The sequence below is a fragment of the Bacteroidota bacterium genome, from assembly GCA_026391695.1.
Classification (GTDB): Bacteria; Bacteroidota; Bacteroidia; order Bacteroidales; family JAGONC01; genus JAPLDP01.
In genome coordinates this window covers 20,659-40,667 of record JAPLDP010000020.1, presented here as the reverse complement: position 1 = coordinate 40,667, position 20,009 = coordinate 20,659, and the positions used below count along the sequence as shown (strand labels likewise).

Genomic DNA, 20,009 nt, shown 5'->3' with positions numbered 1-20,009 from the left:
AATAATACACTATGGCTATACCTACTCATTCAATTCAAGCGACCGGCCTCGCCGATATCCTCGAAAGAGTGCTCGACAAAGGGATCGTTATTGCAGGTGATATTAAGATACAAATAGCTGATATTGATTTACTGACCATAAAAATCAGGCTGCTGATCGCTTCGGTCGACAAAGCCATGGAGATGGGCATCAATTGGTGGCAGGAGGATACCTACCTCTCGACGAAAGCACGCGAGAAGGAACTGAACGAAAAACAAGATGTACTAAACAAGCGCCTTGAACAACTGGAAGCAAAAATTAATTCGGCTTAATCATGATTATGGAATAATCATAAAAACATGAACAGATTATTATTTATACTGATATTTTTATTTACATGGAATGGGACACCCCGAACTAGTGGAAACAATATTAATATGGATAATAAATCATCAGAATTTGAAACAGATCTTTTAAGACTGGAAAATCCTGAGATTATAAGCCCTGATTTGTCTAATACTTTAAATAATAAATCATTAACTTTACTTAATAATAATCCCGGAAATTTAAAATGTTTTAAAACCGGCGAATTTAGGGTATTCAATACGTTAGAAGCAGGATATGCTGCTTTGTTGCATGATCTGAATTTAAAGATAACAGGGAGGTCTGTTTGGACAGATTCAACTACTACTATTAATGATTTTATTAATATTTATGCCCCTGGTTCTGAAAATGATGTAAATACTTATATCCAGATATTTTGTTCTGAGACTGGTTTGCAGGCAACTGATTTATTAAATACTCAACATACTGAACTTATAGCCCGGGGTATTATTAAAGTGGAAAATGCTGATTTATATTATCAATTATATTCGTCAAAAAGTGACTTTTAAGTTATAAGCCCTATCCGTCATTTAAAAGGATTAAATGCTTGGCGAAATGGGATTATTAAGATTTTAAGTTAAATGATAAGAAATAAGGTTTAAAATAATTTAATGCTTTAATCTATAAGACATGGACGAAAAAGAAAACAAAAGTAATGGGAAAAATCAGAGTGCTGATTTTGACCTTTTCGGGCTTGGCGGCCTGTTCAAAGGCATCGAAAAATTAATTGACCTTGCCGGAAAACTCGAGGAAAGTGGTGGAATCAGTAAGGAAGGCGAGATCAATCTTGATCACCTCAAAAAAGGCATGAAAGGAGTTTATGGCTTCACCATCACAACGGCAGTTGGAGGTTCGCCAAAAGTTGAGACTTTCGGTAACATCAAAAAAACTCCGGAAGGGCCTAAAGTGGATGAAGAAAGAGAGCCTATTACCGATATTTTTGATGAAAAGAATGAGATCGTGATCATTGCCGAAATGCCGGGTATTGAAGAAACTGACCTTAAAATCGACCTGAAGGAAGACATCCTTGAAGTTTCAGCTAAAAGTAAAAACAGGAGTTATCGAAAGGAAATGCTGCTCCCGGTAAAAGTCAGCAAGCAAAATCTACGACACAAATTCACCAATGGAATCCTTGAGATCAGGATAAAAAAATAATGTGATGGCACTGGCAGGTTTAGAAAACAACGCCCTTAAACTCATCATTTTCGGCGGGAAAGGTGGTGTTGGAAAAACCAGTTGTGCCATCGCCACGGCCTTAGCGTTGTCTGAAAATTTCAAAACCCTGCTCATATCCACCGATCCGGCGCATTCCGTGTCGGATTGCCTCGAACAACAGATTGGCTTTAAAGTTCAGGAAGTTGCCGGCTCAGAAAACTTAACCGCTATTGAGATTGTTGCCGACAAAGCGCTTTCAGAGTTTAAGAAAGAACATCTAAACGTACTGAAAAAGCTTCTTGAAACTTCCACAAATCTTGATAATGAAGACATCGATGAGATGCTGGCTTTATCTATTCCCGGTATCGATGAGGTAATGAGCTTTAAAACCATCATTGATTTTATAGAAGAGGGCGAATATGATAAATATATTGTCGATACGGCGCCAACAGGGCATGCATTGCGACTGATTTCATCTCCTAAATTATTGGATGAATGGATAAAGGTTGCTGCCAGAATGAGGTGGAAATACCGCTTTATGATCACCAGTTTTTCAGGCACCTATCAGCAGGATGAGGTGGATGCTTTTTTGCTGAGCTTGAAAAAAACGGTAAAAAGAATCGAAAATATGTTACGGGATAATACCAAATGTGAATTTATACCGGTATGTATCCCCGAGTCGATGGCTATTATGGAAACCGGCAGGTTACTTTCGGACCTCAGCAGATCTGAAATATTTGCACGGCAGATCATCGTGAACAATGTAATGGTATCGGAAGGATGTGATTTTTGTAAAAGAAGAAAGGCTGGTCAACTGAAATACATACAGCAGATAGGCGATACTTTTAAGGATTTAAATATGGTAACGGTGCCGGTGTTTCCTGAAGAGATTAAAGGGCTGGAAGCATTGAATCTACTGAGGATGTGTCTTTTTAGCGTAGATCGTTGATAAGTTGATAAGTTGAAAGGTTTATGAAATATTCATTTGAAAATCTGGAAGTTTGGCAAACGGCAAGAAAACTGGTAAAGGATATTTGTCAGAAACCAATCAACCAATTAACATATAAACTAATCAACTTATCAACCTATAAACCTATCAACCACTAAACCACAAAGCAATGACCAAAATCAAAGACGAAATAGTACTGCGGGTAAAGGAAGCCTTAGTAAAAGATGTGGGAAGGGCTATTGCCAGGATCGATCCGAAAGATATGAAGGATATCGGGCTGGAGTCGGGCGATGTGATCGTGATTGAAGGCAAGCGTGCCACACCTGTCAAAATCATGCCATGTTATCCCGAAGACAGGGATAAGAGCATCATTCAGATCGACGGGATCACCAGGGAAAATGCCCAGGCAGGCATCGACGAAAAAGTGAAGATTATTAAAACCACCTGCCGGCAGGCCATAAAAATAAAGCTTAAGCCCGATGCACACTCTGGTTCTCTTTTCAAGGCCGATGACGCGAAATACATTGGTTCTTTGATAAATGGCCTGCCAGTGACAAAAGGTGATAAAGTGAAAGCCATCCTATTTGGATCCCGATCAGTGGATTATACTGTAACCGGCACCAATCCGGAAGGCGTGGTGCTGATACATCCAAATACGACCTTTCAACTTGAATTAGCCAAGCAGGACGGGGAACGCAAAAGTAAAGTTTCTTACGAAGATATTGGAGGACTTGGTAACCAGGTTCAACGAATCAGGGAAATGATTGAACTTCCGTTAAAATACCCTGAGATTTTCGAGCGTCTTGGAGTTCAGCCACCCAAAGGAGTTTTTCTTTACGGCCCTCCAGGAACCGGGAAAACGCTTATTGTAAGGGCGGTGGCCAATGAAACGGATGCTTATTTTATCAACATCTCCGGTCCCGAGATCATGGGTAAATTCTACGGGGAAAGCGAAGGGCGGATACGAAAATTGTTTGAGGAGGCTCAGGCACATGCACCCTCCATCATTTTTATTGATGAAATTGATGCCATTGCACCCAAGAGGGAGGACATGGGCGGTGAAAAGCAGGTGGAAAAGCGTGTTGTAGCCCAACTGCTATCGCTGATGGACGGATTGGAATCGAGGGGGAAGGTTATTGTGATCGGGGCAACAAACATACCCAATTCCATCGATCCGGCGCTGAGAAGGCCGGGACGGTTCGACCGCGAAATTTCCATTTCTATTCCCGATAAAAAGGGCAGGCTGGAAATCCTTCACATCCACACCAGAGGTATGCCCCTGTCATTGGATGTCGATATGGAAAAGCTGGCCGAAATCACACACGGCTTCGTGGGCGCTGATCTGGAAGCTTTAGCACGGGAAGCAGCCATGACCGCGCTGAGAAAAATACTTCCCCAAGTCGATTTCCAGATGGCTGAAATTCCTTATGAACTCTTAATGCAATTAGAAGTGACCATGGATAATTTTCTGGATGCAATGAAAGAGGTGGAACCTTCGGCAATCAGGGAAGTATTTGTGGAAGTGCCCGATGTTAAATGGGACGATGTAGGAGGACTTGATGAAATAAAAGAAGCATTGAAAGAAACAGTGGAATGGCCTTTAAAATATGCCGACCTGTTCAAAAAGGCCGATACCAAGCCTCCCAAAGGCATTATTCTTCACGGGAAACCCGGTACAGGCAAAACCTACCTGGCAAAAGCTCTGGCAAACGAGAGCGGTGTCAATTTTATTTCCGTAAAAGGTCCGCAGATCTTGAGCCGTTACATCGGGGAATCAGAAAAAGGAGTGAGAGAACTCTTTAAATTAGCAAAACAGACAGCCCCGTCCATCTTGTTTCTTGATGAAATAGACAGCCTTACCCCCAAGCGTAATAGCGACAGTTCCGGTTCTGGTGTGATCGAAAGGGTGATTGGCCAATTCCTTGCAGAAATGGACGGCATTGAAGACATGAAAGGAGTGATAGTACTTGCCGCAACCAACAGGATCGATTTAATTGACCCTGCATTGTTACGAAGTGGCAGGTTCGATCTGATATTCGAATTGCCGGTGCCCGATTTAAAAACCAGGAAAAAAATATTCGAAATCCACACCAGAAATAAACCCCTCGGTAAAAAAGTAAACCTGAATAGTCTGGCTATGAAATCAGAAAGCCTGACAGGTTCCGATATCGAATTTATTTGCCGGAAAGCGGCCATGCTTGCCATACGCGAATTGATTGATAAAAAACGCGGGATGCCCTCTGAAAGTACCGGGGATATCAACATTCTGGAAAACCATTTTGAAGAAGCGATTCAATTAGTACTAAAACAAAACGCAATGAAGAAATGAAACCCATTAACCTATCAACCCATAAACCCATAAATTAATCAACCATGCCAGCAAAAGGAATATACATATATGGGATCATTCCGAATTTTTACGGTGCTGATCAATTTCGATCCTTGGATAATTCAGGGATTTATCCCATATCTTTTCAGAACATTTCTGCCGTCGTTTCAGAAGGGGAGAGTACACACCTGGATTATTTTGATAGGGAATCGCTGGCACACCTTCTTGTTCATCATCAGGAAGCTATTGAAAATCTCATGGGGAAAGGATTTTCTATGATCATCCCCATGCGGCTCGGAACAATTGTGACCTCTAAAAAAGAGGTTTCCAAAATACTTGAAAACGGCTATGACTTAATTATCGACACTCTGAAAAAAATTGAAAACCTGACAGAAATTGATTTGGTGGTAACCTGGAATGATTTTTCCGGAATCCTTAAAGATATAGCTGACCATCCCGAAATTAAAGCGATGAAAGATGAGATGCTTAAAAAAGGGGACCTCCTTACACAAGTTGAACAAATTAAAGTGGGGATATTGGTAAAAGATAAACTGGATGAAAAGAAAAATGAAGTTGAAAAGAAAATCCTGAGTTCATTGTCACCATTCAGCTTCGATATAAAAACACATGAGGTGATGAATGACCAGATGGTTACCAATACGGCATTTCTTCTAAAAAGAAACAATAATGAAATATTTGAAAAGTCAATTGACCAACTTGATAAAGAATATGAGGGTGCACTGAATTTCAAATTGGTAGGTCCGCTGCCGTGTTATAGTTTTTATACCATCGAAGTGAAAGAGTTAAATCCCGGACTGGTGGAGCAGGCTAAGAACGAGCTTGGCCTGAAAGAAGAAGTTTCGGAAGATGAAATTAAAAAGGCATACCTGGAAAAAGCAAAAGAATTCCATCCCGATGCATGTCTGGACCATGGTGACAAAGAAAACTTCAACAGAATCAATAATGCCTATCACACACTGCTTGATTATTCAGCGGCAGTAAAGCAATCCTCGAAAGAGGAAAACATCTCTTTAGCTAAAGAAAAAGTAATCGAAAATTTAATTTTGGTAAAAATAAAGGAATAGCATGCAGAGAGACGGAAAATATATTTACTGCATCATTGCCTCGAATTACGACTTCAATTTGGGACCGATAGGAATAGGCGGACGCGGCGATCTTGTCACCACCATCGGTTTCGATGGATTATGTATGGTGGTGAGCGATCATCCGCTCAGCAGGTTTGTGGTTAATCCCGAAAATATTCTTACTCATCAGAAAGTGATTGAAGAAGTGATGAAGGAATACAGAAGCGTACTTCCCATCAGGTTTGGTACCATAGCGGCAACTCCCGATGAGATAAGAAACCTGCTCAACCGGCGATACAGCGAATTTATGGAATTGCTCAAACAGTTCGAAAATAAAGTGGAGTTCAATGTAAGGGGCACCTGGAAAAATATGGGAATGATTTACAAAGAGATCGACAAGGAGCATGCTGAACTGCAAAAAATCAGAGCTGAAATAGAGAAACTTGATGATAAGGAAAAGAAAAACGCGAAAATTGATGAAGCCGGAAAATTGGTCGAACATGCATTAATTCAGAAGAAAGAGGATGAAGCCGAAAAAATAATCGATGCTTTCCGGAAATCGGTGTTCGAGTTTAAACACAATAAAAAAAGCAACGACGCCATGTTTATGAATACAGCCTTTCTGGTGAACAGCGCGAGGGAGGTCGAATTCGATAACATCATGGCCGACATTGGCGCCAGATACCAGGATCGGAGCGACTTTGTATATACAGCCCCATTGCCGATCTTTAATTTTATCGACCTGAAAATTTTTCCTGAAAAATGGGAATTATAAAACTAACAGACTGAAAGGCATTTATGAGCAACGAACTGGAAATACCGAAAGAAGGCAAATACATTTATGGGATCATCAGGCATACCGGCCCGATAGACTATGGCCCGATAGGAATCGGAAAACGCGCCGACAGGGTTTTTGGGATCAATTTTAAAGATATCAGCGCCATAGTTAGTAATTCGCCCATCATTCAATATGAAGCACGAAGGGTAAACATGATCGCTCATCAAACCGTGCTCGAAGAGGTGATGAAACAATTTACAGTTCTTCCGGTTCGCTTTTCGACCATCTCCGGACATAACGACGACGCCGGGATTCTGAGAATCCTCGAAAAGGATTATAAAAAATTCGACGACCTGCTTAGTAAGATGGAGGGCAAAAAAGAATTGGGGCTCAAAGTACTTGCCCATGAAGCACCGATGTACGAAAGCATCGTGGAAAAATACGAAGATATCAGGACGCTGCGGGGAAAACTGATGAACCTGCCTGCGGATAAAACCCACTACCAGCGCATGAAAATCGGCGAAATGGTAGCCGAAGCGCTTAAAATGGAGACGGAAAATTATAAAAATATTATTCTTGATGTTTTAAATCCACTTGCGGACGATGTGAAGATAAATAATAACTACGGAGAACTGATGATACTCAACGCCGCATTCCTTATTAAAAACAGCGCCGAACCTAGGTTTGACAAGGCTGTGGATGATTTGGATAAAAAATATGGACGCTTTATGACGTTCAAATACGTAGGGACGTTGCCCCCCTACAATTTTGTTAATCTGGTCATCAAAACGATAGGAGTTTAACATGTTTCTGATCGATGATATATTGCTTGCGCCTTTAAAAGGAGTTATTTTCATCGGAAAAAAAATCAATGAGGTGATCGAGAAAGAAATGTCGGATGAAGGCGCCATTAAAGAAAGGTTGATGGCATTGCAGTTGAAGTTTGAAATGGATGAAATTGATGAAGAAGAATACGATAAAAGAGAAGATGAATTGTTGAAATTACTGGAAAATATCAGAGAAGAAAAACAAAACAAGTAAGGTAGGTTAAAATAGTTTTAAACAATAATTAATGGAGATTGATTTATGAGTAAAATAATTGAAGTAAAAAACGCTGTTTTAGAGTTCCTTAAAGAGAGCATCAACAGCTATGAAGTAACGGTCATAAAACTCGAAAAGGTGAACGAAATCTGGGAAGCCGTGGCAGAAGTTTATGAAGATGATTCATTCCTCAAGTCAATGAATTTACCACCAAAACAGGTACGGCTTTATTATTCGGTACACCTGGATGATAACCTTGAAATTACATCATTTCAAAGAATTACATCTTTTGAAGAAACGGGAAATAATAATCAGTAATTTATGATTGTCGCCATTATCAAGTGATGAAAAAGGATTTAATATACGTGTATTGTATTACAGGTAATTTACCCCAACCCGGTCAGGCTGCCGGGTTCGGGGATTTGAAATACCTTAAGGCCACGGGTTTTTATGCAACCATAAAATATGTTTCAGAAAGCGATTTTTCGGAGGAAAATCTGAAAAAAAACTTATCAGATATTTCATGGGTAGAACCAAGCGTAAGAGATCACATCAATGTCATAAGCAAGATCATGGAAAACAGTGCGGTGATCCCATTTAAATTTGGCACCATCTATCAATCTGAAGATAGTTTGAAAAAATTTATAGAGGATTATTCCGATTCATTGACCGAGAATCTCCATAATATCGAAGGGAAGGAAGAATGGGCGGTGAAAATTTATTGCGACCGTAAAGCGCTGAGCGAACAAATTGATGAATTGAGCGAGGAAGCCGCTGCGCTGGAAAAGCAGATCATGGCAAGTTCGCCCGGAAAAGCTTTTCTTCTGAAAAGAAAAAAAACCGACCTGATCGAAAATGAAATGGACCGGCTTTGTAAGATCTACGGACAGAAATATTATAATGATTTTAAAAATCTAAGCGAATCAACTTGCCTCAATAACCTGCTCCCGAAGGAATTTACCGGAAGAGTGGATACCATGATCCTCAATGCCACCTTTCTTGTAAGTAAAAACAAAGTGGCTGATTTTAATGGTACAGTTGACACACTGAGAAAAAAGGATGGGAATTCCGGCTTTATTATTGAAACAACCGGCCCCTGGCCGCCATTTAGTTTTATCTCCATTAAAGAAAAACAGTAATGTATGAAAATGTAGTTGACAGATCTAAGGATATTACCATCCTTGAATTACTCGACAGGGTATTGAACAAAGGAGTAATACTAACCGGGGATATTGTAATTTCTGTAGCAGATATCGACCTGGTATATGTGGGCGTGAAATTAATGCTGAGCTCGGTTGAAACCATGGAGCAATTGAGGTCCGGAAATTCAGTAATTGTATAGACATGGATAAGATGATTTATGCCATATTATCCGTAAAAAGTAATCATGAAAAGTTAAATACGCTGTTGGTTGATATGAAGGGTATTACTGGGGCGGCCTTATACGGTGTTTCCTTTGATGAAATTTCAGCAGTAGTCAGCGATATCAAAAGAGCTGATTTAATTGCAGATAAAACAAATGCCATTGAGTATGCCGGGGTGATCGAAAACCTGGCGCAACAATTTACGCTTCTTCCCATGCAATATGGTTCCCTTATGGAATCAACCGACGCGATTAAAAAAATGCTCGAAAGAAACTATAATAAAATTCAACACAACCTTCTGAAAGTTGAAAACAAGGTTGAATTCGGACTAAAGGTTTTCTGCGATTCCGAAAAATTAAAGGCAGAACTGAGGGCAAAATCAGAGGCCGATACCAAAACACCCGCCCAACCTGCCCCGGAAATCAAAAATTCAGTGTACGTGGATTACGTGAATAAAAAACTTAAAGAGCACAGGCTTGAGGAATTGCTGTTGACCTATGTTGATTCGGTTATTGCAGAGATCACGGAATACCTTGCCCGATTGAACGCGGTCAATAAATTCAAAAAAATGGCAACCGCAACAACCATAATCGATGCGGTTTTTTTACTTGAAAAGGATAAGAAAGGTGAATTGATACAGGCGGTTGAAGATTTACAAGACCACTATAGCGGGCTTAACTTTGTGTTGACCGGCCCCTGGCCGCCGTACAATTTTGTGGATTTCACGGTAAAGTAAAATGAGCCATGAGTGAAGATAAGATACTATTTACTTCGGGTTCGCTTGAGGAACTTTCGGAGGAGATTGGAAAACTGACAAGCAACGAAGAATCCAGGCTAAAGCTCAGCCCCGACAATGCAGATTCAGGGCTGGCAAAACTGGTTCTCACCCTGGTGGAACTCATCCGGAAACTGGTTGAAAAGCAGGCCATGCGAAGAGTCGACGGCGGATCATTAACGGAAGCTGAAATCGAACGATTGGGAGAAACCCTCATGAAGCTGGAGATGAAAATGGAAGAACTGAAAAAACACTTTAACCTCACCGACAGGGATTTAAACATCAATCTCGGTCCATTGGGCGATTTAATGTAAAGAACCTATTCACAAACTAATAAAAACCACATGTACAATCAAAATGATACTTCAGCGATTCAGTGTAAAATCCATCAGGATAGTTTTACTGCCATGAATGTAATAAAACAAAAAATCAATCATGGAGCATCTGTTTGCATCAAGGCAAAATATGCCGAAGAATTATCGGATAAGGTGGCTTGCCTTATTGATTGTCCGCAGTACGATGATCAAAAACAAGATTGCAAATATTGCCGCATGATTGCGCATTTGCATAAAAAAACAGCAGAATTGATAATCAAAGCTAAATGCCTTTCACAATGAGGACCCTAATATATGTTCCCATCATTCATTCAAGCGCCGACATGGGCTCTCTGGGGAAAGAACTTAAGAGCAAAAGTGTTTCCGGACTCGGAGAAAGTAAATGGCAAAAGCATACCGATACTGTAAATGGCTATTGGGATGCAATTGAATCCTATTTTGAAAACATTGATATATATATTAAGGGGATAAAAATATATCAGGATGGAATGTTTGTTGACGGGGAAATGGCAATGAAAATTATTAACGCAGGCATCAAATCGGGGAGCAAAAATTCTGAAATAGTTTCAAAACTTATCGATCGGGGAGCAATACTTGTCAAGACTGAAGATTTCAAAATGGTGAAAGATGAATACGATGGACTTCAATCTATCTTAAAATCAAGAACCAATATTAAGAAACTCTTTCTACTGCTCAGGTATAAAGTTTTGAAACCAATATTTTTAATCAGGAGGGATAAATTTATTGCCGGCAGGATAGCCGAAACGTTGGGCCAGAACGAAACCGGAATTCTTTTTATCGGGGCTTATCACAATATCATGAAAAGACTGCCCAAAGATATTACTGTGATCGAATTGAAGGAAATTGCAAAAATCCGAAAATATCAAAAAGCAATGCAATCTGATTCTAAAATTAAAACATTACAACTTGAACAACTTGCTCAATATATGATTAAAAAATGATGCAGGAAAAGTATGCGTCATGCTTGCTTTAGATTACGATTCGGGAAATTAAAAAAGCAATGAGGAGATTTGATGTAACTATTTTTCTATTAGGAATTACTCAAGTTAATGGAGGTGCATGATGACCCCAAAGAAGAATCCTTGTCACAATAAAAAATAAAGGAGGAAAAAATGGAACAAAAACAAGTAGAAGTTAAACAAATTAGCGAAAGAGAATTCTGGGTAGGGGAAAGCAGATGGTATCTTGGTGAGGATGATATGCTTTATTTTACCGATGTTGGCGAATGTGATGAGGAAAAAGTAATTGCGTGTAAAAAGGTTTATTTAAAATTTATAAATATGGTTGAAGGAAAAGTAAGTTTGCTTGTAGACGTTAACAAAGCAGGAAAACAATCACCGGAAGCAAGAAAGATATGGAAAGAATTGAGTGAACACGAAAAAACAGCAAAGATTGCTTTATTTGGATTGCATCCGGTTGCAAGAGTGATTGCGTCATTTGTTATGGGGATTTCTAAAAATAAAGATATGCGTTTTTTCAAGACGAAGGAAGAAGCACTGGCCTGGCTGAAGGAATAAGGAATAATACCAATAATCAGAACTGATAAAATTCAAAAAGGATAAATGTATGGATAAAACACTAGAAAAAGACCGTATAAATGAAATCATTGAGACAGTTATAAAAGTAGCAAGAGGAGATTATTCTGTTCAGCTTGAACTTTCAGACAAAAATGATGACATCGATTCACTGGCTATAGGTTTTAATATGATGATTGATGATATTAAGGAAAAGACTGAGGAAATACAAGCTGCAAACCAGCAGCTAAGAGCAAGCGAACAACAACTGAAAGCCGCCAACCAGCAGTTAAGAGCAAGCGAACAACACCTGGTTGCCGCTAACCAACAGTTAACAGCAAAAGAACAACAACTAAGGGCTGCTAACCAACAGTTAATGGCGAAAGAACAGGGATTGCGGGCTTCACAGGATGCATTAATGAGTAAAGTAGGTGATTTGGAGCGGGCTAATAGACTTATGGTGGGCAGGGAACTGCAAATGATCGCACTAAAGGGAGAGGTAAACTCTCTCCTTGAAAAATCAGGACAGCCTTGGAAGTATGAGGCACCAAAAAAGATAAAGGGTGAAATATAAGAAGGGATGAATCAGGTAATTGATGTAGAAACAGGGCAGGTTAAGGCGGGCAGAGAAAATGCAGTCTTGAGAGCGAACGCGATCGGTTCGTGCATTGCCATTACCGCCTATGATTCAGGGAAAAAGGTAGGTGCAATAGTACACGTTATGCTCCCGGGAAGGTCACCAAAAGAAGACTATCCCCACAGAACAAGATACGCGGCTGATGCCATAGATGCGATGATAGACCAGATGGCTTGCCTGGGAGTGAATAAGAATGATCTTGAGGTATGCTTGGTTGGGGGAGGAAATGTGCTCCAAAGGAATGATGATACTGTTTGTGAAGACAACATCAAGTCGGTGGTTAACCTTTTGGGAGAAAAAGGCATCAGAATAAGGGCTAGCGTTTTAGGGGGCACCCAGAGGAGATCTGTTTCTCTCAATCTTGAAAGAGGATGTATATTTTATATCGAAGGAAATGAAGAAGAAAGGCTGTTGCAATATGAATAATGAGTCATTGAATAGAAACTCTATAATCCCTGCCCAACCCCCGATTAAACCGGGGCAGGCAGCCGGGTCTGACGAATCTGTCCGTAGAATGGTAAAGGATTTGGAGGAGGCTCAGCAGGCGAGCCTGAACATCATCGAGGATTTGCAGAAGAGCAAAGAAGAATTAGAGATGGCCAGGAATGCCTATCTGAACATTATGGAAGATATGGATAAAAAAGGGGAGGCATTGAAAGAATCAAAAGAATTTGCTGAATTAATATATAAAGTAACCCCAAGCGCTATATTCACTGTTGATAACGAAAAACGGATTACAAGCTGGAATATTAAGGCTACACAAATTACAGGCTTTTCGCAGGAAGAAATGATCGGGAAATCATGCGCTGCTTTTGCTGAAGAACCCTGCCGTTCAAAATGTGGGCTTTTCGATTCACTAACACAAAAACCTATCAATGCAAAAGAATGTTCCATAATACATAAATCAGGAAGAAGAATTTTTATTTCTAAAAATGTAGATATCCTAAAAGATATAAATGATAATATAATTGGTGGAATAGAAAGCTTTGAAGATATCACAGGGCGCAAACTGGCTGAAGAGGTATTGCGGGAACGTGTCAAAGAATTGAACTGCCTCTACGTCATCGCTGACTTGATTGAGAAAGATGACAGCCTGGAGAAGATATTACAGGGCAGCGCTGATGTTATGCCGAATGCATGGGCCCATCCTGAAATCGCCTGCATCCGCATTATTTTTAAAGGGCGACAATATCAAACAGGAAATTTCCGTAAAACTGACTGGCGGCAGTCCGCCGACCTTAAGGTGGATGGACAGCCTGTCGGCATGATTGAGCTGTGCTACCTCGAAGAGCGACCCATCAGGGACGAAGGGCCGTTCTTAAGGGAAGAGAGAAATCTGATCAATGCGATCGCCGAAAGATTGGGGAGGGTTGTCGAACGCAAACAGGCAGAAGAAGCACTACGGGAGAGCGAGAAGTTACTTTCAACGTTTATAAAGCATTCACCAATTTATACCTACATTAAAGAAGTGACCCCTAATGAAAGCAGAGTAATTATGGCTAGCGAAAATTTTGTGGACTTAACTGGTGTTCTTGGTTCCGAAATGGTTGGCAAGACTATGGATGAATTGTTCCCCGCTGAATTTGCTGCAAAAATTACAGCCGATGACTGGGCAGTAGTTTCTTCTGGTAAGATACTTAAATTGGAAGAGAATTTAAATGGTCGTAATTATACATCTATCAAATCCCCGATTTTTCATGAAGGTAAAAATTTGCTTGCTGGTTATACAATCGATATAACCGAGCGCAAGCAGGCGGAAGATGCGCTGCGAGAAACAGAAGCCAGGTATAAGGCGCTGTTCACAGGCGCCGCAGAGGGAATACTCGTGGCCGACTTGCAAATGAAGCAATTCCGCTATGCCAACCCGGCTATATGCCGGATGTTTGGATACACTGAGGAAGAATTAATTGGGATGGGCGTGGCGGACATTCATCCAAAAGAGTCGTTGGAGCACGTGCTGGCCGAGTTCGAGGCCCAAGCGCGTGGCGAAAAGACGTTGGCGCCCGACCTTCCGTGCCTGCGTAAAGACGGCACCTTGTTTTACGCTAACATCAGCGGTATATCAGTGGTCATAGAAGGACATAAGTGCAATGTGGGTTTTTTCACCGACATCACCGAACGTAAGCGGATACAGGATATGCTTGCCCTAAGTGAGTCGGAGATGAGAACCACGCTTTATAGCATTGGCGATGCAGTTATATCACTGAATCTCAACGGTTGCGTATTGATGATGAATCCGGTTGCAGAGAAACTGACCGGGTGGAGCGAGTCGGAAGCGCACGGCAAACTACTTGAAGATGTGCTTTGCATTGTCAATGAGGAGACCCGCTGCAAGGTTGATAACCCTGTAGTTCGTGTCTTGAATGAAGGCAGTGTCGTGGGAATGGCGAATCATACCCTGTTGATTGCCCGTGATGGCACCGAACACCCAATTGGCGATAGCGCTTCGCCGATATTTGACCAGAATTTCAATGTAACCGGAGTTGTGCTTATCTTCCGCGATTTGACTAAAGAAAGAGAAGCGGAGGGAAAAATCCTCGATCAATTAGCCATCATTGAAACGTATAATGGTTTTGTAGCGCTTGCTGACATGAATGGAAAGCTCATCTATATAAATCCGGGCGGAATAAAAATGCTCGGGGCTACTAAACCTGATGAGATATTGGACAAAAACATCACTGATTTTATTGAGCAAACAAACTTGAAACACGTAACTGATGAATGGATCCCCACCGCCATCAGGGACGGAGTATGGGATGGTGAACATACACTGAAACGCATTGATGGCACAAGCATTCCTGTTGCTCAAACAATATTCTCTATCCGCGATGTCGAGGGAAACCTCAGGCATATGGGTACCATAATAGTGGATATTTCAATTCAGAAAGAAATGCAGGGAAAATTGCTGACCTCTGAAAAACTGGCGGTAATGGGGCGGCTCGTGGCAGATGTAGCTCATGAAATTAATAATCCCCTCGCGATCATTATCGGCAGAACCCAACTCATGCTTCGCCGGATTGATGAACAGCCGTCGCCGTATAAAGGTCAGCTTGAAACAGTATTGCAGAGCGCCAGACGATGCAAAACCATTTTAAGTAATCTGCTTAGCTATAGCAGAACCATCGGTAAGAAAGAAGATGCCGTTAATCTGCCCGATTTAATCCGGGAGGCAGTTGATAATGTAAATTATCAATATGACATGAGCGCTATTGAGGTGGCGTTGAATTTTAATTTGCCAACCAACACTGAAATTACCGGCAACAAGGTCGCTCTGCTCTCCGTCTTTGTTAATCTTATCCGCAATGCACGGCAGGCTATGCGCGAAAAAGGCAACCTGACAATCACTGTTGAAAAGGAAAATGAAATCCAACTACGCATCGAAATTCATGACACTGGCATCGGTATAAGCAAAGAACAGATGACAAAATTATTTCAGCCATTCATTTCCGGATGGAAAGAAGACGAAGGTACCGGACTAGGCCTTGCCACCAGCCTTGGCATTATTGAAACACACGGAGGCAAAATGTCGGCTGAAAGCGAAGGCGAGGGGAAAGGCGCAAAATTTACGATTCTGTTGCCGTATAAATTGAAAGAGGAGAAAACAAATCAGACTATTAACAAATTGGAGGAATAAAATATGAAAAAAGAATTTGCGAATTGGAAAATACTCATGATTGATGATGAACCGGAACTGTTGGATCTGATGAAAGACGTGCTGGAAGAAGAAAGATATCAGGTCTTCTGTGCTTCCAACGGTTCCGACGGCATTCTGCTTAATGAGCAGAAGAATCCGGATTTAATACTACTTGACCTGCGCATGCCTGAAATGGATGGCATTGAGACTTTGCGGAATATCCGTAAAAACGATGACAAAGTCCGTGTGGTCATCCTGACAGGATATGGATGTCCTGATACCATCAGGGACGCGGCCGACCTTAATGTCAGCGAATACTTAAGCAAGCCTTTTGAAAATGAAGATTTGGTAAGCGTAATCAGCAAGGCGCTTGAACTTTAAATAAAGGAGCAGAAATGATGAAAGATCTCAGAAGACTTATTTATGTGCCTATTCTGCATGCACGGGAAGATTCAGGACGCACAGCTTCAATCCTGCATGGAAATGAAAAAAATGATATAAAAAGAGGAAAAATCGATAAGGAGCTGTCGGCAGTTGATGAAATGTGGGAGGGAATTGCTGCCAAAATAGGAGGACTAAACTTACCCTGGAATCAGACACGCATTTATCAGGATGGTGTGCCGGTGTGCGGTAATGAATTGGAAATAGTTACGCGACTTGCCGAGAGTGGCAGTCCTAATTTCTTGTTAATTTTAGATTTAATACAGAAGAGGGCGAAACTTGAGGGCACGGAAAACATAGATTTATTAATACGGGAATACGATCTGCTTAATAAACTGCTGATGAAAAATTCTGATAAGGATCGGAAGGAGACGATTGCAGAATACCAGGCTAAAAGCAGGGAACTACTTACATTGAGGGATGAATTCATCTTAAATCGCATTACAAGCACACTTCAAAAAGGAGAATTGCCCATTGTTTTTATGGGCGTTATGCACCGTTTGGATAAAATGCTTGAAAAGGATTTTTTGGTTTCTTATGTTATTTATCGCCTTCCATTCCGCAGTATTGGAGCAATTTATAACGCCTAAAGAAAAAAAATATGCTTCAGAAACCTTCATTGTTACGCGCCAACCCTATCCTGTTTTCACCGCTATACCTTGACGCGGAAAAAGTTTCCACGGAAAAACTACTTGCTCTTTATCGCGTTGCAAATCTTTTTTCCCCGCAATTGGCTCCCGGCATGGTGAAGTCGATTTTGGACATGGAAAAGCACGGTGAGCGGCTATCGGCGGATTGTTCACCGGAAGAAAGGCGGAAACTGATCCGTGAGATGAAGGGCTTGAGCATGGATATTCAATACGCGCTGAGTGATGAAGGGCAAAAGATGATGGAAATTTCAATTCACATTGTTCCCAGCGAAGTTCTTGAACGGGCGCAACAGGGGAAGATTGATTTAATCCAGTATCAAAAACTGAGCGATGACCTTGATAAATTGATTGTCAAGCTGATTGTAAAGGAAATCCGCCGCCGGTTCACCCTCAAAGTGATGAATTATTTTCAGACTTTTCTAAAAAGCAAACAAGTGCCGTCTTTTATTACCCAATTACTTGACATGGGCTGGATTAACCGCAAGGGACAATTGCTGAAAGGGGCCTCTATTGATGATTTGCTAACAGGGAAATATCGTGAACAATTTGAGCGCTTGATGCCCAAAGAACTCCTGCAGGAGGGTATGCAAATCCGCGAAACCATCAAGACCTGTTTTGCGATCGGCCAGGATAACGCTGATTCCCTGATTCAGGACGCCAAAAAGCGTCATGCCCTGCTTGAGATTACGATTCGTGAAAATAAAAAGCAATGAGGAGATTTGATGTAACTATTTTTTATGAATTATTCAAGTTATAGGAGGTGAATGATGCCCCGATCGTGCAACGCATCATTCATTGCCACGGCGGCCGCGTCTGGGCAGAGGGAAAAGTAAACGAAGGAGCGACGTTTTGGTTCTCGCTTCCGGTGGGCAATCGACAATCGACAGTTGACAATGGTAAGAATGAGAGAGGATGCGCCAATACAGTATATTGAAAGGAGTATAAACCGCAAAGTTCGCAAAGAAGGCGCAAAGAGCGCAAAGAAAATATAAACTGCATAGTTTGCAAAGAAGGCGCAGAGAACGCAAAGTTGTTAATGCGATAAAAAGCGTTGAATACTTTTAAAAGCCTTTGCGTACTTTGCGTATACCTTAGCGAACTTTGCGGTTAACCTGACTTTTATTGGTTTAACTCTTGATTCGCATTATTAAGCATTAAATGTGTAATATAATATGACTAAAGCAAAAAAAACCGGAACCAAACAGGCAGACGAGTTGCGCCGGCGGGCGGAAAAGATAGCCTTGGAAAAGGCTACCCGGATACCGGAAAGTTTAGAAACATTATCACCAGAGGATGTACGGCGTGTACTCCATGAGCTGCGGGTGCATCAGATCGAGTTGGAGATGCAGAACGAGGAGTTACGGCGGGCGCAGGCGGAACTGGAAGCATCGCGTACACGCTATTTTGACCTGTACGATCTGGCGCCGGTTGGCTATTGCACGCTCAGTGAAAAGGGGCTGATCCTTAAGGCTAACATTACCGCCGCGACCCTACTGGACGTGGCCCGGGGTGCACTGGTACAACAGCCGATCACACGGTTCATCTTCAAGGAAGACCAGGATATCTTTTACCTTTACCGCAAACAGCTCTTCGAGACCCATTTTGTAAGCTCAGGGCAAGCCGGTGAGCCGCAGGTATGCGAACTGCGGATGAAGCGTCCTGGCGACAATCCTATCTGGGTGCGGATAGAGGCTACTGCTGCGCATGATGTTGACGGCAGGGCTGTATACCGTGCCGTGCTGAGCGACATCACCGAACGCAAGCGGACCGAGGTAGCGTTGAGGGTGAGTGAAGAGCGTTTCCGACGTATCACGGCGATTTCTTCGGATATTGCATATTCCTGTCGCACCGGGGAGGATGGCCGTTTTTTGATTGACTGGATGACGGATGCGGCAGACCGCATTACCGGCTACTCCAGCGAGGAGATCAAGGCGCAAGGCTGTTGGAGTTTCTTGGTCGTCGAGGAGGATATCGCTCTCTTTAAGGAAAATGTCATAGGTCTGACCCCGGGTTGGAAGAGTTCGTGCGAGCTTCGCATCCGACACAAGAACGGCGACGTGGTTTGGATCCATTCCTCTGCTGAATGTTTTTCGGAACCACAGAATCCAGGGCTTCTCATACTTTATGGTGGTTTGACGAACATCACCGAGCGCAAACTGGCAGAAGAGGAAATAGGAAAGCTGAATTCCGAGCTTGAGCAGCGTGTCAGAGAACGCACAGCCCAGTTAGAAACAGCCAATAAAGAGTTGGAGGCTTTTTCCTATTCTATCTCCCACGACCTACGTGCTCCTCTTAGGGCCATAGATGGATTTGCACATATCCTTCAGGAGGACTATGAACCAAACCTGGACACCGAGGGTAAACGGGCCTGTTCCATCATACAGGAGAGCATCGGGAGAATGAATCTGCTGATCGATGATCTTCTGGCGCTTTCGCGCCTGGGACGCACGGAGATACAATTTTCGCAAATCAATATGGATGCATTGGTGAAGTCGGCCTATGATGAGCTGACAACGCCGGAGGAACGGGAGCGGATCGATTTTCACTTCGAATCTTTATATCCGGCAGTGGGGGACCTTGCGCTGATCCGGCAGGTGTGGATTAACCTGCTCGGCAACGCCATCAAGTTTTCTTCCGGGAGGGAGCGTGCAGTGATCGAAGTGAAAGGTGATAACCGCGGCGACGAAATCATTTATTCAATACGTGACAACGGCGCAGGATTCGATATGCAGTACGCGGATAAGCTTTTCGGCGTGTTCCAGCGCCTGCACAGTACGAAGGAATTCGAAGGCACAGGCGTGGGCCTGGCCATCGTGCAGCGCATTATTCATCGCCATGGCGGCCGCGTGTGGGCAGAGGGAGAAGTTAACGAAGGGGCGACGTTTTGGTTCTCCCTTCCGGTGGGCAATCAGTCGACAGTCGGCAGTTGACAGTCGGC

General features: G+C 42.1%; 24 protein-coding genes. All 24 read left to right on the top strand.

Features of this window, described 5'->3' with window-relative positions:
• Positions 1-11 precede the first annotated feature (11 nt).
• Positions 12-311: a gas vesicle protein gene (locus NT175_01200; GenBank protein ID MCX6233330.1), complete on the top strand. Its 300-nt coding sequence runs from the start codon at positions 12-14 to the stop codon at positions 309-311.
• A 105-nt stretch (positions 312-416) separates the two neighbouring features.
• Positions 417-872, top strand: a complete 456-nt coding sequence (locus NT175_01195) for a hypothetical protein (protein MCX6233329.1) — start codon at positions 417-419, stop codon at positions 870-872.
• A gap of 121 nt (positions 873-993) precedes the next feature.
• A complete protein-coding gene (locus NT175_01190) occupies positions 994-1,518 on the top strand; it encodes an Hsp20/alpha crystallin family protein (GenBank protein ID MCX6233328.1) in 525 nt (174 codons plus the stop codon).
• A gap of 4 nt (positions 1,519-1,522) precedes the next feature.
• Positions 1,523-2,467: an ArsA family ATPase gene (locus NT175_01185; GenBank protein ID MCX6233327.1), complete on the top strand. Its 945-nt coding sequence runs from the start codon at positions 1,523-1,525 to the stop codon at positions 2,465-2,467.
• Between the two features lie 169 nt (positions 2,468-2,636).
• The gene (locus tag NT175_01180; protein ID MCX6233326.1) at positions 2,637-4,796 is read left to right on the top strand and encodes a CDC48 family AAA ATPase; all 2,160 of its coding nucleotides are present in this window, start codon (positions 2,637-2,639) and stop codon (positions 4,794-4,796) included.
• 44 nt (positions 4,797-4,840) lie between these two features.
• Positions 4,841-5,881, top strand: a complete 1,041-nt coding sequence (locus tag NT175_01175) for a GvpL/GvpF family gas vesicle protein (GenBank protein ID MCX6233325.1) — start codon at positions 4,841-4,843, stop codon at positions 5,879-5,881.
• Position 5,882: 1 nt separating this feature from the next.
• Positions 5,883-6,656 carry a GvpL/GvpF family gas vesicle protein gene (locus NT175_01170; GenBank protein MCX6233324.1) on the top strand — a complete coding sequence of 258 codons (774 nt, stop codon included), beginning with the start codon at positions 5,883-5,885 and terminating at the stop codon, positions 6,654-6,656.
• A gap of 23 nt (positions 6,657-6,679) precedes the next feature.
• Positions 6,680-7,462 carry a GvpL/GvpF family gas vesicle protein gene (locus tag NT175_01165; GenBank protein MCX6233323.1) on the top strand — a complete coding sequence of 261 codons (783 nt, stop codon included), beginning with the start codon at positions 6,680-6,682 and terminating at the stop codon, positions 7,460-7,462.
• A 1-nt stretch (position 7,463) separates the two neighbouring features.
• The gene (locus NT175_01160) at positions 7,464-7,700 is read left to right on the top strand and encodes a gas vesicle protein GvpG (GenBank protein ID MCX6233322.1); all 237 of its coding nucleotides are present in this window, start codon (positions 7,464-7,466) and stop codon (positions 7,698-7,700) included.
• Positions 7,701-7,745: 45 nt separating this feature from the next.
• Positions 7,746-8,018, top strand: coding sequence for a gas vesicle protein (locus tag NT175_01155; protein ID MCX6233321.1), 273 nt, complete (start codon positions 7,746-7,748; stop codon positions 8,016-8,018).
• Positions 8,019-8,044: 26 nt separating this feature from the next.
• Positions 8,045-8,839 (top strand): GvpL/GvpF family gas vesicle protein, encoded by a 795-nt coding sequence (locus tag NT175_01150; protein MCX6233320.1) that lies wholly within the window; start codon positions 8,045-8,047, stop codon positions 8,837-8,839.
• On the top strand, positions 8,839-9,042 hold the full coding sequence (locus NT175_01145; GenBank protein MCX6233319.1) for a gas vesicle protein: 204 nt from the start codon (positions 8,839-8,841) through the stop codon (positions 9,040-9,042). The genes NT175_01150 and NT175_01145 overlap by 1 nt, the downstream gene beginning before the upstream one ends.
• Before the next feature lie 2 nt (positions 9,043-9,044).
• A complete protein-coding gene (locus tag NT175_01140) occupies positions 9,045-9,800 on the top strand; it encodes a GvpL/GvpF family gas vesicle protein (protein ID MCX6233318.1) in 756 nt (251 codons plus the stop codon).
• A gap of 8 nt (positions 9,801-9,808) precedes the next feature.
• On the top strand, positions 9,809-10,153 hold the full coding sequence (locus NT175_01135; GenBank protein MCX6233317.1) for a gas vesicle protein K: 345 nt from the start codon (positions 9,809-9,811) through the stop codon (positions 10,151-10,153).
• Between the two features lie 30 nt (positions 10,154-10,183).
• Positions 10,184-10,456 (top strand): hypothetical protein, encoded by a 273-nt coding sequence (locus NT175_01130; GenBank protein MCX6233316.1) that lies wholly within the window; start codon positions 10,184-10,186, stop codon positions 10,454-10,456.
• Positions 10,457-10,497: 41 nt separating this feature from the next.
• Complete coding sequence (locus NT175_01125) at positions 10,498-11,136, top strand: hypothetical protein (protein MCX6233315.1); 639 nt, start codon at positions 10,498-10,500, stop codon at positions 11,134-11,136.
• Between the two features lie 171 nt (positions 11,137-11,307).
• Complete coding sequence (locus tag NT175_01120) at positions 11,308-11,712, top strand: STAS/SEC14 domain-containing protein (GenBank protein MCX6233314.1); 405 nt, start codon at positions 11,308-11,310, stop codon at positions 11,710-11,712.
• A 49-nt stretch (positions 11,713-11,761) separates the two neighbouring features.
• The gene (locus tag NT175_01115; GenBank protein ID MCX6233313.1) at positions 11,762-12,283 is read left to right on the top strand and encodes a HAMP domain-containing protein; all 522 of its coding nucleotides are present in this window, start codon (positions 11,762-11,764) and stop codon (positions 12,281-12,283) included.
• A 6-nt stretch (positions 12,284-12,289) separates the two neighbouring features.
• Positions 12,290-12,772 (top strand): chemotaxis protein CheD, encoded by a 483-nt coding sequence (locus NT175_01110; protein MCX6233312.1) that lies wholly within the window; start codon positions 12,290-12,292, stop codon positions 12,770-12,772.
• Entirely contained in the window at positions 12,741-15,980 is a 3,240-nt protein-coding gene (locus NT175_01105) for a PAS domain S-box protein (protein ID MCX6233311.1), read from the top strand. The genes NT175_01110 and NT175_01105 overlap by 32 nt, the downstream gene beginning before the upstream one ends.
• Before the next feature lie 3 nt (positions 15,981-15,983).
• Positions 15,984-16,361: a response regulator gene (locus NT175_01100; GenBank protein ID MCX6233310.1), complete on the top strand. Its 378-nt coding sequence runs from the start codon at positions 15,984-15,986 to the stop codon at positions 16,359-16,361.
• A gap of 14 nt (positions 16,362-16,375) precedes the next feature.
• Complete coding sequence (locus tag NT175_01095) at positions 16,376-17,011, top strand: hypothetical protein (protein MCX6233309.1); 636 nt, start codon at positions 16,376-16,378, stop codon at positions 17,009-17,011.
• Positions 17,012-17,022: 11 nt separating this feature from the next.
• Positions 17,023-17,784, top strand: a complete 762-nt coding sequence (locus tag NT175_01090) for a hypothetical protein (protein ID MCX6233308.1) — start codon at positions 17,023-17,025, stop codon at positions 17,782-17,784.
• 459 nt (positions 17,785-18,243) lie between these two features.
• Positions 18,244-20,001 (top strand): ATP-binding protein, encoded by a 1,758-nt coding sequence (locus NT175_01085; protein ID MCX6233307.1) that lies wholly within the window; start codon positions 18,244-18,246, stop codon positions 19,999-20,001.
• Positions 20,002-20,009: the final 8 nt, after the last annotated feature.

Bases quoted from the DNA above. Each gene is read 5' to 3' on its own strand.
- NT175_01200 (MCX6233330.1), top strand. From the start codon at position 12: ATGGCTATACCTACTCATTCAATTCAAGCGACCGGCCTCGCCGATATC.
- NT175_01195 (MCX6233329.1), top strand. From the start codon at position 417: ATGGATAATAAATCATCAGAATTTGAAACAGATCTTTTAAGACTGGAA.
- NT175_01190 (MCX6233328.1), top strand. From the start codon at position 994: ATGGACGAAAAAGAAAACAAAAGTAATGGGAAAAATCAGAGTGCTGAT.
- NT175_01185 (MCX6233327.1), top strand. From the start codon at position 1,523: ATGGCACTGGCAGGTTTAGAAAACAACGCCCTTAAACTCATCATTTTC.
- NT175_01180 (MCX6233326.1), top strand. From the start codon at position 2,637: ATGACCAAAATCAAAGACGAAATAGTACTGCGGGTAAAGGAAGCCTTA.
- NT175_01175 (MCX6233325.1), top strand. From the start codon at position 4,841: ATGCCAGCAAAAGGAATATACATATATGGGATCATTCCGAATTTTTAC.
- NT175_01170 (MCX6233324.1), top strand. From the start codon at position 5,883: ATGCAGAGAGACGGAAAATATATTTACTGCATCATTGCCTCGAATTAC.
- NT175_01165 (MCX6233323.1), top strand. From the start codon at position 6,680: ATGAGCAACGAACTGGAAATACCGAAAGAAGGCAAATACATTTATGGG.
- NT175_01160 (MCX6233322.1), top strand. From the start codon at position 7,464: ATGTTTCTGATCGATGATATATTGCTTGCGCCTTTAAAAGGAGTTATT.
- NT175_01155 (MCX6233321.1), top strand. From the start codon at position 7,746: ATGAGTAAAATAATTGAAGTAAAAAACGCTGTTTTAGAGTTCCTTAAA.
- NT175_01150 (MCX6233320.1), top strand. From the start codon at position 8,045: ATGAAAAAGGATTTAATATACGTGTATTGTATTACAGGTAATTTACCC.
- NT175_01145 (MCX6233319.1), top strand. From the start codon at position 8,839: ATGTATGAAAATGTAGTTGACAGATCTAAGGATATTACCATCCTTGAA.
- NT175_01140 (MCX6233318.1), top strand. From the start codon at position 9,045: ATGGATAAGATGATTTATGCCATATTATCCGTAAAAAGTAATCATGAA.
- NT175_01135 (MCX6233317.1), top strand. From the start codon at position 9,809: ATGAGTGAAGATAAGATACTATTTACTTCGGGTTCGCTTGAGGAACTT.
- NT175_01130 (MCX6233316.1), top strand. From the start codon at position 10,184: ATGTACAATCAAAATGATACTTCAGCGATTCAGTGTAAAATCCATCAG.
- NT175_01125 (MCX6233315.1), top strand. From the start codon at position 10,498: ATGGGCTCTCTGGGGAAAGAACTTAAGAGCAAAAGTGTTTCCGGACTC.
- NT175_01120 (MCX6233314.1), top strand. From the start codon at position 11,308: ATGGAACAAAAACAAGTAGAAGTTAAACAAATTAGCGAAAGAGAATTC.
- NT175_01115 (MCX6233313.1), top strand. From the start codon at position 11,762: ATGGATAAAACACTAGAAAAAGACCGTATAAATGAAATCATTGAGACA.
- NT175_01110 (MCX6233312.1), top strand. From the start codon at position 12,290: ATGAATCAGGTAATTGATGTAGAAACAGGGCAGGTTAAGGCGGGCAGA.
- NT175_01105 (MCX6233311.1), top strand. From the start codon at position 12,741: ATGAAGAAGAAAGGCTGTTGCAATATGAATAATGAGTCATTGAATAGA.
- NT175_01100 (MCX6233310.1), top strand. From the start codon at position 15,984: ATGAAAAAAGAATTTGCGAATTGGAAAATACTCATGATTGATGATGAA.
- NT175_01095 (MCX6233309.1), top strand. From the start codon at position 16,376: ATGATGAAAGATCTCAGAAGACTTATTTATGTGCCTATTCTGCATGCA.
- NT175_01090 (MCX6233308.1), top strand. From the start codon at position 17,023: ATGCTTCAGAAACCTTCATTGTTACGCGCCAACCCTATCCTGTTTTCA.
- NT175_01085 (MCX6233307.1), top strand. From the start codon at position 18,244: ATGACTAAAGCAAAAAAAACCGGAACCAAACAGGCAGACGAGTTGCGC.